Origin of the sequence: Pararhizobium sp. A13 (assembly GCF_040126305.1) — a bacterium.
Taxonomy (GTDB): domain Bacteria; phylum Pseudomonadota; class Alphaproteobacteria; order Rhizobiales; family Rhizobiaceae; genus Pararhizobium.
Genome location: NZ_CP149511.1, coordinates 700610 through 714653, shown reverse-complemented (window position 1 = coordinate 714653; position 14044 = coordinate 700610). Strand labels below are relative to the sequence as shown.

13 protein-coding genes and 2 pseudogenes are annotated in these 14044 nt (G+C 59.1%); 8 read left to right on the top strand and 7 right to left on the bottom strand.

Annotated elements, in window-relative coordinates; genetic code table 11:
• The first annotated feature begins 581 nt into the window (after positions 1-581).
• The 3 genes from WI754_RS24960 (at position 582) to WI754_RS24950 (ending at position 3312) form a co-directional block, all read left to right on the top strand.
• Positions 582-1637, top strand: coding sequence for an HWE histidine kinase domain-containing protein (locus WI754_RS24960; RefSeq protein WP_341487949.1), 1056 nt, complete (start codon positions 582-584; stop codon positions 1635-1637).
• Positions 1630-1995: a response regulator gene (locus WI754_RS24955; protein ID WP_341487948.1), complete on the top strand. Its 366-nt coding sequence runs from the start codon at positions 1630-1632 to the stop codon at positions 1993-1995. Before WI754_RS24960 ends, WI754_RS24955 begins: the two co-directional genes overlap by 8 nt.
• 204 nt (positions 1996-2199) lie before the next feature.
• Positions 2200-3312 (top strand): AI-2E family transporter, encoded by a 1113-nt coding sequence (locus WI754_RS24950; RefSeq protein ID WP_341487996.1) that lies wholly within the window; start codon positions 2200-2202, stop codon positions 3310-3312.
• 131 nt (positions 3313-3443) lie between these two features.
• Here WI754_RS24950 and WI754_RS24945 read toward each other — a convergent pair whose 3' ends face one another.
• The 3 genes from WI754_RS24945 to WI754_RS24935 form a co-directional block, all read right to left on the bottom strand.
• Positions 3444-4019 (bottom strand): DUF1003 domain-containing protein, encoded by a 576-nt coding sequence (locus WI754_RS24945; RefSeq protein WP_341487947.1) that lies wholly within the window; start codon positions 4017-4019, stop codon positions 3444-3446.
• Between the two features lie 256 nt (positions 4020-4275).
• Entirely contained in the window at positions 4276-4470 is a 195-nt protein-coding gene (locus WI754_RS24940; protein WP_341487946.1) for a hypothetical protein, read from the bottom strand.
• Between the two features lie 305 nt (positions 4471-4775).
• Positions 4776-5738, bottom strand: coding sequence for a DUF808 domain-containing protein (locus WI754_RS24935; protein WP_341487945.1), 963 nt, complete (start codon positions 5736-5738; stop codon positions 4776-4778).
• 164 nt (positions 5739-5902) lie between these two features.
• Here WI754_RS24935 and WI754_RS24930 point away from each other — a divergent pair, with 164 nt between their 5' ends.
• From WI754_RS24930 to WI754_RS24920, 3 genes and pseudogenes are all read left to right on the top strand, one after another.
• Positions 5903-7168 (top strand): cation:proton antiporter, encoded by a 1266-nt coding sequence (locus tag WI754_RS24930; protein WP_341487944.1) that lies wholly within the window; start codon positions 5903-5905, stop codon positions 7166-7168.
• 54 nt (positions 7169-7222) lie between these two features.
• Positions 7223-7339 (top strand): annotated as a pseudogene (locus tag WI754_RS24925) (ubiquinol-cytochrome c reductase iron-sulfur subunit N-terminal domain-containing protein); the annotation flags it as partial.
• Positions 7340-7633: 294 nt separating this feature from the next.
• A complete protein-coding gene (locus tag WI754_RS24920) occupies positions 7634-7831 on the top strand; it encodes a hypothetical protein (protein ID WP_341487943.1) in 198 nt (65 codons plus the stop codon).
• A 114-nt stretch (positions 7832-7945) separates the two neighbouring features.
• Here the strand turns inward: WI754_RS24920 and WI754_RS24915 are convergent, their stop codons facing one another.
• From WI754_RS24915 to WI754_RS24905, 3 genes are all read right to left on the bottom strand, one after another.
• On the bottom strand, positions 7946-8272 hold the full coding sequence (locus WI754_RS24915) for a hypothetical protein (RefSeq protein ID WP_341487942.1): 327 nt from the start codon (positions 8270-8272) through the stop codon (positions 7946-7948).
• A 286-nt stretch (positions 8273-8558) separates the two neighbouring features.
• A complete protein-coding gene (locus WI754_RS24910) occupies positions 8559-9749 on the bottom strand; it encodes a metal transporter (RefSeq protein WP_341487941.1) in 1191 nt (396 codons plus the stop codon).
• The gene (locus tag WI754_RS24905; RefSeq protein WP_341487940.1) at positions 9746-10876 is read right to left on the bottom strand and encodes a multicopper oxidase domain-containing protein; all 1131 of its coding nucleotides are present in this window, start codon (positions 10874-10876) and stop codon (positions 9746-9748) included. Before WI754_RS24905 ends, WI754_RS24910 begins: the two co-directional genes overlap by 4 nt.
• 195 nt (positions 10877-11071) lie before the next feature.
• On the opposite strand from WI754_RS24905, the gene mntR reads away from it, so the two are divergent.
• Together mntR and petA are read left to right on the top strand one after the other, a co-directional pair.
• Entirely contained in the window at positions 11072-11533 is a 462-nt protein-coding gene (gene mntR, locus WI754_RS24900; protein ID WP_341487939.1) for a manganese-binding transcriptional regulator MntR, read from the top strand.
• A 235-nt stretch (positions 11534-11768) separates the two neighbouring features.
• A pseudogene (gene petA / locus WI754_RS24895) lies at positions 11769-12307 on the top strand (ubiquinol-cytochrome c reductase iron-sulfur subunit); the annotation flags it as partial.
• A 372-nt stretch (positions 12308-12679) separates the two neighbouring features.
• Here the strand turns inward: petA and WI754_RS24890 are convergent.
• On the bottom strand, positions 12680-14035 hold the full coding sequence (locus tag WI754_RS24890; protein WP_341487938.1) for an adenylate/guanylate cyclase domain-containing protein: 1356 nt from the start codon (positions 14033-14035) through the stop codon (positions 12680-12682).
• Positions 14036-14044: the final 9 nt, after the last annotated feature.

The window sequence follows — 14044 nt, the reverse complement described above, 5'->3', positions numbered from 1 at the left end:
TCTAGCCAGTTCCGAAGGTTGCCGGAAGCAAGCGCCTGCGCCAGCTCCTCGGCAGAAATCGCCAGGGGGGCGTTGACCGTCCCACAAGTGCATCGACAGCCGAGGGGCTGCGAAGGCCGGCGCTCATGCAGGGAATATGGGTCAATTCACCATGGTTGTCACGGAGGGGTCTGGTTCACGCTTGGATGTCCTCGCGTGGTCGGCTTGATCTGCTCGTAGTAGCGGATCATCTTTGTCGAGACGCCGGATATTCGCCTTTATCACCGCGACGGGTACCGGCGAGCGGAACCAAACAGGGTTCTGGACGTTGAGTTAAGCTGGAGTGCAATCACGAGCAACGCACCGCGCAGGTAAGCGCGATGGAGATGCTCAGGTATTCCGAGGAGACCTACATGGACCTCACCACACTTCTCATCATCGTTCTTATTCTTCTCCTGCTGGGCGGCGGTTGGTTCGGCCGAGGACGTTGGTATTGAGCAACACCGTACACGTCATGGATGCTCCAGTGGTGGAGGATTCGGAGCGGTGTATAAAGTTATTGGCTGGCTGCGGGCCGTCCAAACAACAGGACAACGCAGGACATGCCTGAAATCTTAGTTAAATCCGAAGGACAACAAGCGGCCGAAGCGGGCGTCGAGATCTTTCGGAAGGATCTTGGCCCGTTTGTCGTTGCCGCTGAAAACACGCGCATGGCGATGCTGTTTACCGACCCAAAACAATCCGGCAATCCCATAATTTTTGCCAATGATGCCTTTCTCGGTTTGACAGGCTACTCTCGGGAAGAGGTACTCGGCCAGAGTTTCAACTTCTTGATGGCACGCGGCACCGATCCCGATTCGCTCGCACGAATTGATGCAGCATTCGCAGGCGCTTCGAAGGGTGGTTCGGAAATTTGCTATCGGCGCAAGGATGGCAGCGAGTTCTGGTCTGCAATCCTCATCAGCCCGGTTCGGGACGAGAGCGATGATGTCGTGCAGCATTTCGCCTCCTTCGTCGACCTTACCGATCACAAGCAGGAGCAAGCCCAGTCCAGGATGCTCATCGACGAACTGAACCACCGCGTGAAAAATACCCTCGCGACGGTGCAGTCGATTGTGTGGCAGGCTTTGCGGAATAGCCCCGATCCCGAAGTGATCCGGGAATCCATCGAGTCTCGCCTCTTCGCCTTCTCCAGGTCGCACGACCTGTTGACCAGCAAGAATTGGGAAGGTGCGGGGCTGCTCGATCTGATCAAAGCGGCATTACAGCCATTCGGGGTTGCAAATGGACGGTCGGAGCACTTCGTCATCACGGGCACGAATATTCGGGTTTCACCGAAAGTTGCCCTTGCGCTTGGCATCGCGTTCCATGAACTCGCGACCAATGCCGTGAAATATGGCGCGTTTTCCAGCAAGGCAGGCTCGGTCCTGATCACATGGACGATTGAGCCGTCGCCGGAGGGCCATCGGCTTCTCCTGCGGTGGGAGGAGAAGCACGGTCCGCCGGTGGCACCCCCGTCCCGGAAAGGGTTCGGCTCGCGGGTGATCGAGCGCGGTCTAGCGCATGAGCTGGAGGGCACGGTTGATCTCGACTATCCGAGGGACGGCGTCGTCTGCACGATCAACTTTCCTGCACCGAGGGATGCTCGTGATGGATAAATTGCTTTCCGGTCGGCGGGTTCTTGTTGTCGAGGATGAAATGCTGATCCTCATCATGATCGAAGACATGCTGGTAGACCTCGGATGTGAGTCCGTGACTGCCGCCGCTACAGTCAGTCAGGCCGTCGCCTTGATTGAAGCTGAAATCTTCGATGTTGCCATGTTGGATATGAATCTGAATGGCGACAACAGCTATGTGGTGGCTGACGCTCTCGCTGCGCGAGACGTGCCGTTTGTCTTCTCGACAGGCTATAGCGGTCACGACATGAGGGATGGGCACCGCCACCGGCCTGTTTTGAAAAAGCCGTTCATGGAGAAGGATTTGACGGAGATGCTTAGGTGCCTTCTTGCTCCTTGAATGCCGCACCTTGCGCATCCACTGGTCGTCTCTGGGGCTACGGCAGTATCGCGAATTTCATGTTGGGCTTTCGGTTGATACGCCCGGATCGAGATTGCGCCGGTCGTCAAGAATGGGGCCGTGTGGGAGATCCAACCACCGGTGCGCTGCGAAAATGGAAGCTTGTCGATGGAAGGGCGTAGCAAGGAAACAGGCGAACTGATCATGGAGCCACTTAGGCGACGGATCGAACATGTCCTGGGCATCGGCGCGCTGGTGCTGCTGGCGATCGGTTGCGCTTTGGTCCTCTGGCCCTTCCTGTCGGCAATATTGTGGGCTGCGGTGATTTGTTTCTCGACGTGGCCTATCTACCGCCGATGCGAACGTGTTGTCGGAGGCAACCGGGCCGCGGCGGCCGCAGCTATGACGCTCCTGATGGTCTTTCTTGTGGCCGCACCGCTTGCTTTGCTCGTGACCGCGCTTGCCGACGACATAACAAATCTGGCCGAGGGAATAACGCGCGTCCTGGAGCAGGGTCCTTCGGCGCCACCAAACTGGGTGAAAGGCCTGCCGATTGTTGGCGAAAGCTTGGCCTCTTACTGGGAGAACCTTACTCATGACGCTCCCGCATTTATCGTCGAGCTCAAAAAGCTGACCGGTCCTGTCACTGATATTGCGCTCGCTGGCGGGGCAGCGTTCGGTATCGGCCTCCTCGAACTCGCGCTCAGCATATTCATTACCTTCTTTTTGTTCCTGCACGGTCGGCGCATGAGCAGTTTCATGCGCCAGATCGGTGAGCGCGTCGCAGGTCCTCGCGCGAGGAGGTTGTTTACGGTCATCGGCATGACGGTGAAAGGTGTCGTCTACGGAATGATCGGAACGGCCCTTGCACAAGGCCTGCTGGCCGGCATCGGCTTCTGGATCGCCGGTGTGTCTCAATCGTTGTTGCTCGGTTGCCTGACCTTCGCGCTGTCGTTCGTGCCGGGCGGACCACCGTTCGTGTGGGGGCCGGTTGCGCTTTGGTTGCTCATGCAAGGATCTGTAGGATGGGGCATCTTCATCGCGATCTGGGGCCTGCTTCTCGTCAGCAGCATTGACAACTTCCTTCGACCGTATCTGCTGAACCAAAACAGCAACCTGCCTGTGCTGCTGGGCCTGTTTGGGCTCATTGGCGGCGTCCTGGCCTTCGGTCTGATAGGGCTTTTCCTGGGGCCCACCTTGTTGGCGGTTGCCTACAACCTCTTCCTGGAGTGGGTCGCAGCGGAACTCGAAGAGCGCAAGCAATCCGCGTCGCCTTCCGTCGCGGCCGGGCACTTCGAAGCCAGTCCAGAGGATTGAGGTTGGCGTATCTTCATTTCATCAGCGGCGCGCCCTGCACCATAGCCTTCCGGATTATGCAGCCTCCTCACGATGCTGAGAAGTCCAGAGGGTTCTCAACCGCCGGAAAACGACTATGGGTGCCGGTCCGCCTATTTGCTCCGGTCGGCGAGAAGTGCAGTCAGCAAGTCAATTTGTTGCTGCTGTTTTTCAACGAGAGACTTCAGTTCAATGGTGCGCATCTGATCCAGCTTGTCGTGTAGCGCCATGATTTCAATCTCCGCCTTCAGATTGACCTCGTAGTCGTGCGCCGCATCGACCCTGTCTTTGACCGAGTGTCTGTTTTGACTCATCATGATCACGGGTGCCTGAACGGCTGCGAGCATCGAGAGAATAAGATTGAGAAAAATGAAGGGATAAGGGTCGAACGCACGCGCTGTCGCAAGGAGGTTCGATCCCACCCAGAGTGCGAGCACCAGCGCAAAAATCATGATGAAGGTCCACGAGCCGCCGAACTCGGCCACCTTGTCCGCCAGGCGCTGCCCGGATGTCAGCTTCTCGTCAAATGAGCGGTTCGAGTCCCGCGTTATCGCGCGCCGGGCAATGTGGCGTCGAAACACTGCGCGTTCCCGATCGGTTAGCAGCTCAACAGGCCGTCCAAGATAGCGGCTCGCACCATCGGCAATTTCGTGGCTTGCGTCGCCGTTGTCTTCTGCTTCTTTGGACATAGCTCCCTCCATCCCGTGGCGTAGGCGCCAGACTCTAGGCGGGTTGTGAGCAGTTTGTTAGATCGCTATTAGGGTGCGCACCGACGTAGCGAGTGAGGGGGGAAAGGATGCGCAGAAGGGCGATCCACAACGGCGCATTCTCGTTGCTGTCTTTCGATCGCGTGGAATGGGCGCAGTTTTAGTTGTCGACCCACCCACGGCGGCTTCACTATGTCCACCCAAGAGGGCCGAAACAAAAGTCTCCAGGCATCCGCGGTCACACGGTTAGTCGACCGACCACGTCGCTAACGGGCTCTTTCACATTGCAATGGTAGGCGCCGCCGTTTGGATTTTGCGCAGTTGTGTTGATCGCTGTGTACCTGTCGAATCCTTGGACGGAAACCACTTGCTCAGGGTTGATGTAAACAGGGATGTCATGGTCTCCAACAAGCGTAAGTTTGACGAGTTTCATGTTGGCTTTCTCCTAGGAACAAATCGGTCCAACCTCGGATAGTCTGCTTCCTCACGACGCGAAAGTCACTTCCCGCTTCCCTTCGCCAGCGCGGATATCGGAATACTCACTGTGAGAAACACGCCGCCGCCCTTGGTCCGCTTTTCAACGCCAAACTCATAGTAGGCGCGGAGGTTCGTTTAGATCGGCACGCCGTTCGCATCGAAGTTGAAGCCGATCTGCGGCCCGATCCCGAACGTGCGACCCTTGAAGTCGCCAAGCGCTTTCATCGCCGCGGCGAAAGTGGTCTTCCTGGGCACGCGATCTCAGTGGGCCACGGGCCGTAACCGCCTCACGACGGGAGCCGCGGCGTGGACGAGCACTATAGTTACGCCGCCGATCAACACGGCGAGCGCCGCCTGGATTGTAGATGTCGTCATCCAGTGCAGGATTTCGGCAAACATGACCGACGCAGCGCTAATGCCCGTGGCCATTTCTTCGATTAAGTGCTCCGGGCCGTGGTAGCCCATTTCTGCAAACCCGTGGACGAGGATGCTTCCGCCGACCCAGAGCATCGCGGCCGTGCCGATCGCGGCGAGAAACCTCAGAAACACGGGGACGCCGATAACGAGGCCACGCCCGAAGGCCCTTATCAGGCCGATGGACGCCACCGCCATCAACAAGCCGGCGTCGTCCGCCTTCACGATAAGTGCGACGACGCCGTAGACCGCCATGGTGATCAACACGCCGACCGCTGCCAGCACCGCCGCCTGTGTATAGATGTTGGACGCCGCGACGTTGGCGAGCGTCAATGCCATGATTTCTGCGGAGAGGATGAAGTCCGTCCTTATCGCGCCCGCCACCTTCTGGTCTTCCAACGCGACCGGATCGGATGTTCCGGACACGGCGGCCTCATGTTCGTGCGCCTGATGGGGCATGAAGGCCTCATACAGTTTCTCGGCACCTTCGTAGCAAAGATAGATGCCTCCGAGCATCAGCAGAGGCGTGATCGCCCAGGACGCGAAATAGCCGAGGAATATGCCGGCGGGCAGAAGGTAGAGCAGCTTGTTCTTGAGCGATCCTAGCGCGATCTTCCAGATGATTGGCAGTTCCCGAGCCGGGGAAAGGCCAACGACATACCTCGGCGTCACCGCCGCATCGTCTATCACGACCCCGGCCGCCTTCGCCCCCGCCTTTGCCGTCTGCGCGGCGACATCGTCCAGCGACGCGGCGGCGAGCTTGGCGATGGCGGCGACGTCGTCCAGCAGTGCGAGCAGTCCGGTTGCCATGTGAAATCCTATTTCGTTGACCTGCCGCTGAATATCGGTCTCACGGGTAGGTTGTCGAGTCCGCTGCTCGCTCCGGTTCTGCATCAAGCGGCGACACGCGGACGCTCTGCATCTTTTTCGTGACGCGGGCCTCTTTCATCGTTACCTTGTAGGGCGGAGGAACCATGGACCCTTTCATCATCACGCTGTCCATTCTTGGCGTGGTTATCCTCCTGACGGCATGGCTCCCTATGGTCCTGAAACGGCTGCCGCTGTCCCTGCCGATCATCTGTCTGCTGATTGGTGTCCTCCTCGCCTTGTCGCCTTATCCCCTCCTTCCGCGATTCAACCCGCTGGAGAACCGGGCCTTTACGGAACGCATGACGGAAATCGTCGTCATCATATCGCTGATGGGGGCAGGCCTCAAAATAGACAGACGCATCGGTTTGCGCCGATGGGGGGCGACCTGGCGGCTCCTCGGTATCGCGATGCCGCTGACGATCGGAGCCATTGCGGTGCTTGGGACTCATGTTCTCAACCTCGGGGCAGCGTCAGCTCTGTTGCTGGGAGCGGCACTCGCGCCGACCGATCCAGTGCTGGCAAGCGACATCCAGGTCGGGCCGCCGAAAACTGGCGAGGAGGACGAGGTCCGCTTTGCGCTGACTTCTGAAGCAGGCCTGAACGACGGCCTCGCCTTCCCCTTTGTCTACCTCGCAATCGCAATCGCGGTTTCTGTCAAAGACGGGACGGCGCTGTTCCAGGAGTGGGCGTTTGTCGACGTGATCTGGCGTCTTGCATCCGGCATTGCGGCAGGATGGGCGGCGGGGAAGCTGTTCGGGATGCTTTCCTTCAGGCTGCGTGGTCGCGGCCTCGCGAAAACAAAAGACGGTTTCGTCGCACTCGGAATGACCTTCTCCATCTACGGTATGACGCAGATGATCCAGGGATACGGCTTTGTCGCGGTATTCGTTGCGGCGGTTGCGTTCCGGGCGGCGGAGCGCGAGCACGAGTTTCACGAGCAGTTGCACGATTTCGCCGAGCAGATCGAGAGGCTGCTGATGATGGTGCTACTCGTGTGCCTCGGCTCGATCGTGGCTACCGGGCCGCTACTGGCCGCTGTTGACTGGCGTGTCATTCTCGTCGCCGCCGTCACGCTCGTCTTCGTCAGGCCGCTCTCCGGGTGGATTTGTCTCGCAGGCTCAGGCTATCCGGCCGGAGAAAAACTGGTGATCTCGGTGTTCGGCATTCGGGGGTTGGGCACGATCTACTATCTCTCCTACGCCACAGGGCAGGCCGATTTTGAAGGCGCAAACATCGTCTGGGCAACTGCGCTCGTGATAATCCTGACGTCAATCATGGTGCACGGGGTCGCGGTCACGCCGACAATGAAATGGGTCGACGGGGTGCGGTCGAAGTCGCAGAAGCCAATGGAGAGGCCCTCCGTTCACTAGACTGCGCGAATGTGCGGATCGCCAGGACAATATTGCGTCTAGGGCAGCAGTCTTATGGCTACGAACGAGATACGCGAACCGACCCGGCGTGATTTTCTCCGTCTTGTGACGGGCATGGCGGGGTCGGTAGGCGTTGCTGGCTCGGCCTGGCCGTTCATCGATCATATGCGCCGATTATGTGGCGTTGGACAACGATGTTCCCGCCGAAGCAACGTCGGCGGATCCTGCCTGGTAACGGCCTTGAAATACGGTGGGTCTTTCGACAAGAGCAACACGGCTTATCTCGCCCACAATACGGGTTCGTGAGAAGCGATCATCGCCGATAGAAAAACGGGTACGTACCTCACGTGAAATGCCACATTTTCATCTTGTACCCATACTACTTTGAACTAAGGTTCCATCTGCTGGAGGCCGCGAGGAGGCGGCTTCCCACAAAAAAAGATGTCAATCCCCGGGAGGAAAATGATGCAAACATCCGATATTGCAATACCGCCAAAAGACCTTGATATGCTCCAGACGGTTCTTGACGCTTGGTGCACACAGCATCGCATTCCGCGCAAGGAAGCGACTGCAGAAGCGAAGATATTGATCAATGAGTACAAGCGCGGCAATCGCTCGCAGATCAAACTCATCGACGCACTTATAGCTAGCACCACGCACTAGCGGGCCCAACCGCCGCTTTATCGAGAACCCGGCCTAACAGCCGGGTTTTTCATGCCGAAAGAACGCGCGATGACAAATCGCACGATCAACAGAGCGAGCCTCGATCTGATCAAGTCAAGAACGGAACTGCCGAGGATAGCTCGCGCCCAGGCGGAAGCATCCGGGCATTGTGTCGAACGTTCGCGAGCGCTCGCTTGATCGGGTGGATGAAAGCGCCAACCTTCCTTCCCTCAGTTCGTGTTGACCAAAGAGCAAATCGATCGACGCTGTCGCATCTTTATAGCCGAGGCATTTGCGTGGCGTTGCGTTCAGTGATAGCGGGTCTTTTCCGTACAGATGAACGACACGCTTCGGCGATAGCGGCAGATAGTGTGCAAAGCCGTGCAGTTCGAGTGCGGTCAGGCCGCCCGGTGTCAGGTCGCTCCGAAAGACGCTCTGCAAGGAAGTGACGGCACCTTCCCATGTTATGCCGTGCCCGGACGCATATAGACGCCGGCCGCCAGCGGTGTGAGCTACCTGCTATTGAGCAGGTTGTCGATCGCATGGCGATCAATCGCTGGATCTTGCCGCATCAGCCAAGCCTTCGTGACGGGCAATCCGTCAGGAAGCAGCTCCAGGAGCAAGTGGCGTCTTTTCGCGTCAAGCGGCATCGGTTTTCTGCTTTGCTTATTTGCGGCGACCATCGCCGCATTTTCAAATCGCAGCCCGACCTTCCAAGCCAAGGTTGTCAGATCTTGACGAGCATGGCGGTCGCATACATGAATGCGACGCCTGCCGCCAAGCCGCCGAAGGACGCTGGTGCGAGCAGAGCCTTGATGCCCTGGCCTTTCGAATGACTCATGAGGCCGCAGACTTCCACGATCACCTGCGCGATCGCGCCGGCACCGACGGCAAGTGCGATCGCCGTCCACTGCGGCGCGTAGGCCAGGCTTCCGGTCCAGATGCCGATAACGGCCGGACCGCCCGCGAGCAGAGCCAGTCCGACAAATGCCAGCAGGCTCGGCTTCACCTTGAGGATGGGGGCGGCGATCCCGATGCCCTCGGTGATGTTGTGCAGGGTGAAGCCGAGGACAAGGAACGTACCCAGGCCCGCACTACCGGCCGCAAACGCCGCGCCGATGGCCAGGCCCTCGCCGAAATTGTGCAACCCGATGCCAAGCGCGATGAACGTGGCGAGCGCCAGTCCCGTCGGCGTGCCGCGGCGGCGGCCGAACGCCATCAGGACGAGGAAGCTGGCCGCCGCCGTCAGAACGACCATGACATTCCCCTGGAAGATAGGCGCTGACGTGTTGGCGAATTCCAACGCCTCGACAACAGTATCGACAAACAGGAACGCAAGCAGACCCACGGTCAGAGCAAGGAGGAACGTCATCGTTCCCTGACCCGCGCCACGCAGAGCTGGATAGCACATCAGCCCGATCGCGACTGGCAGGATGCCGACAAAGGCCCCGAGAATGGTCTGCGACAAGAGGCTGCCTGAGGTGGCAACGGGTGTGGGCACCGCGACGGCGATTTCGTGATCGAACGTGGCACCGGTATTGGTGACGAAGGTGACATTGTGGGTTTCCCCAAGAACCCAGGGGAAGGGGAGGCTGATCCAGGCCGTGTCGCCGCGGGCGATCGGCCCCTGCGGCTCTTGGCTGAATTCCCAGTAGGCGGCATCGACCTGGACCTGTGCGACCCTCATCGGGTCCGATCCACCAGCGCGAACAAGCAACCGCAGGCCGTCGTGATCGAGGATCGTGCGCTCGATCGTCATGTTTTCGACGGGGGGCGCGCCGTTGTTGAAGTCTTGCAACGGGTTTGTCTGGAACAGCCAGACGATGGCCACGGCCAGAACCGCAACGGGCAACAGCAGCCACAGATAGCGAGACAAGCCAGAGGCTGGGGCCGCAGTGAACATCTTTTCGTGGATCATGACAGCGTCTCCTGAACGTCGAACATGCCCATCCAGCCAAGTTCGGTGAATTCCGATTGATGCGCGTGGAACATGTAAAGCCCAGGCTCGTGTTCCTCGAAGGTGAATTCGAGAATTCCGCGCTGCGCCTGACACTGGGTGATGAGATCGACCGTCTTCAGCGTCGGCGTAAGGGTGGTTCCTTGATCGTAATAGTCGAAGAAATTGGCATGCAGGTGGAACGAGTTGATCGGGTCGAACTCGACGATGTTCATGAGATAGATGCGGACCGGCCGGCCCTTGACGATTTTGATCGGTTCCTTCGCGTAGCAGTGGGCGACGGTGTTGCAGGCATAGAATTCGTTCTCGCCGTCGAAGTTCGTGTCGAAGGCGTTCATGACCATCGCCAGTTCCTGCCATCGCGCATTTTCCGGAGATCCGAGGAGCCGCGACTTGGCGACTTCGAGATGGTCGGGGTGACGTGCCGGGTCGGGATCGATCACGAACAGGCCGTACATGCCCTTGTGGATGTGGCGTGCCAGCGGCAGGGCATGGCAGTGGTAGAGATGGCAGCCGAAGGGCTTGGCGTCGATCTCATAGACGAACTCCTCGCCGGGGCCGATGACGCCAGCGCCTGGCACGCCGTCCATCCTGGCTGCGTGAATGCCGTGGAAGTGGAGAGAATGAGGGTGGGAGCCGTTGTTTATCAGCTTGATTTGCAGGCGCTCGCCTTCGGTCGCGCGAAGGGCGGGGCCGGGGACGCGGCCGTTGTAGGTCCAGGCGGGAAACATGACGCCGGGCGCGATCTCGATTTCCTTTTCCTCGACGGTGATTTCGAAGCTGCGCAGTTTGCGTCCGTCCGGCAGGTCGCTCAACTCGCCCGTATACCAGTCGGTGAGGATGCTCGTCGGATCGAAGCCGTTGCGGCCGTTGTCGACGTTTCCGACGGTGATCATCGCGCCGTGCGCTGATCTGTGGGCGGGAGCGCCATCCCCGCTCTTCACATCGGATGCGGCAGCTCCGTGATGGCCGGAATGGGCTTCCTGGGCCACCGTCGTGCTGGTGCATATGCTCGTGGCTCCGAGCGCGGCAACCCCACCACCCAACAGGCTTCGTCTACTCAAGGCGGTCTGTGCCCACTTCAGCATTTTGGCCGATTCTCCAATTAGCATTTTCAATGAAATAGAGCATCATAACATGATTATAGCAACGGCTATATTAACGCCTACCACTGGAAAGGGCAAGGGCCGGCCATCCGCATCCGGTTCAAGTGGGGATTGGTGGTATAGCCGTTGCTATGTTATTATGATCGGTGGCTGAATTTATGAGTGGGCGGAATTGAATTGAACGAGAAGAATAGCCAGTCGATCGAAATCGAGAGTTCGCTTATTGCCCCTGATGCCCAAATGGAGAGTTTCAAGCAGGCGAGGCATAACCGCCGCAGCGAACTCGTGGAGGATTACGTCGAACTCATCGCTGACCTCCTTGCCGACGGGGGCGAGGCGCGACAGGTGGACATCGCTCAGCGCCTAGGTGTTGCGCAGCCGACGGTCGCCAAAATGCTGAAGCGGCTGATTGCCGAGGGCTATATCCAGCAGCGCCCTTACCGGGGAGTCTTCCTGACCGATGTCGGCAAGAAGCTGGCGGTCGCAAGCCGCGAGAGGCACCAGATCGTGGAATCGTTTCTCTGCTCGATCGGCGTCAGCGTCGAGACGGCGCGGATCGATGCGGAGGGCATCGAGCATCACGTCAGCCCGGAAACGTTGGAAGCCCTGAAGGCATTCACTGCGCAGCGCCAATCTTGAGATATGGACCTACGGCATCCGCCTGTGATCGAGGAGATTTCAATAAGCTGCATTGCGGGGTAAAATGCCGCGAGCAAACTCGGATCTTTATCTGCTGCGCCCGTGGCGCACCCTCCTCATCGGTTGCCATGAAAACCGCAGGGGCCCTGAACGTATGGGAGAGCAAATGGTGCAGATGACCAGTTGCGTGCAGCAAGAGCAGCAGTCCCATGGCTAGACTAGGAACGAGGCACGCGAACCGACCCGGCGTGGTTTTCTCTATCTTGTCACAGGCACGGCAGGCGTGGTCGGCGCTGCTGCCTCAACCTGGCCGTTCATCGACCAGCGCCCCGACGCTCGACGCTTGCGCTTGCCTCCATCGAGGTGGACATATCTTCGCTCGGCGAAGGTACGTCACTCACCGTCAAATGGCGCGGCCGCCCGGTTTTCATTCGCAACCGCACCCCGAAGGAGATCGAAGCGGCGAATGCCGTTGCAATTGAGGAACTCAAAGACCCTGTGGCGCGCAATGCCAATCTATCCGACGATCAACCTGCGACCGATCTTGCCCGCTGTGCCGGTGACGGGCGGGAGAACTGGATCGTGATGATCGGCGTCTGCACCCATCTGGGTTGCGTTCCTCTCGGGCAGGCTGGCGATTTCGGAGGCTGGTTCTGCCCGTGTCATGGATCGCACTATGATACCGCAGGACGCATTCGCAAGGGGCCAGCACCAGAGAACCTCGCCATACCGAGCTTTGCCTTCATTTCCGACGCAGTCGTCCGGATCGGCTAAACTTCGCTCCGGGTTCGACTGCGAGATTCACCGACACGCTCGCTCATGGCTATGATATGATCTCTCCTTCGCATGAAGGGAGGGGTGAATGCGTAGCGTTGCGTCAGTCCTTGCGCTTGAAGTTTTGCTCTTGGCCAGCCCGGCAGCAACGGAACCTATTGTCTTTCATACAGCGCATTTCGGCGACAACACGGTTGTGAACCTCAGTCTTGTTGCCAATCAAGCCGCGGAACAAGTGGGGTACGACTATGACGTGCTCATCTCGCTCTCAGAGACGAACGGGCTGGGCGAAGCGCTCTACAGCGACCCCGGAAAACATCGGGCATTTGTCAGATGCAATTCACCGGAAACCGTCGCAGTCAGGGGGATCGACTATCCCGTACGCATGTCGGGTGCGGCAGGTGATGACTGGAAGGACGATCTCTGGAGGGCGGTCTGCGAAAGTCCAGTTTCGTAGTCTGAATGTTCCTCGGCTTGAGTAAACCCAGCTTCGCGGCGCAAGTGCCAGATATCGATAGGAAGCCGCCGTCCCGGCAGTGCAACCGAACTCTGCGGTATCCATTGGGCGGACGGAACTGGCCTTTGCAGCCGGGCCATCAGGGCGGCCGATACGACAAGCGGCGCATCGAGTGATTTGGCCACGGACTCCAAACGTTGCGCGACGTTGACTGCGTCGCCGATGACTGTCAACTCGCTGTGGCATCCGCTATCCAGAACGCCGCCGACGACCGTACCGTAGTGCAGGCCGATTCCCGCCTTCAGCGCAGGGTAGCCGTTCAGCGTGCTGTGGTTCTTCCAGTCGTTGAGGGCATCGACGAGGTCGAGAGCGCACGCCAAGGCCCGGTCTACGTCGTCTTCTGCGGCCTTGGGCTGGCCGAACACCGCCATGACCCCGTCCCCGATGAACTTGTCGACGGTTCCGCCATGTTCGAAGATGGTTCCGGAAACAAGGTGACGGTATTCCGCCAGTACCAGGGCCAGTTCGCGCGCAGGCGCTGTCTCGGCGAAACGTGTGAAGTCCCGCAGGTCGACGAACATGATCGCTGCGTTACGGCGTTCAAGATCAAGCGCGGGGCTTCCTTCCTCGAGGTCCGCGACGACGAGCGGCGAGAAGAAGCGCGACAGGTTGAGACGCCGCTTGTCGGCTCTCAGGGCTTCCTTCCGTGTGCGATCGTGATCCTTCGCAAGCAGATAGATTGCGAAGGCGGTAAAACCGAAGCTGACAGTGAGGCCCAGATCCTGGTTGAAGAACGACGTGATCACCGAGACCGCATCAGTCGTATGATGTCTGGCCGCGGTGATAGCCAGCATGGCGACCCAAGAAACGAGGACGATGCCGGCGAAGACAAGGACGAGCCGACGATCGAGCTTCAGGCCGACATGGTTGAGCAGGATGAACGCAACCACCAGGCTGGTCGTTGTCAGGTTGTGGTTTTCAGTGACCGGTCCGCCAAGAATGTGCGCGTACAGAATGAGCGCGACCAGCAGCGCGTCAAGAACGACAAAGAGCGTCTTGAGCCAGGAGACACCTGGCAGGAACCGCGCGGTCGCCACGGAAGCGATGCTGATGACCAGATAGCTGACGACGACGACGAAATGGGTCCTTTCGGCACCGTCGCTGCCGCCCAGCAACAAGTTGGCGAGAAGGATGGCGAAGGCGACGAACCGCAAGAGGATTGAACGGATTTCCCGAGCGGTGTCCCAATGGGCGCTAAGTGAAGACGTCATGGTTGTCGC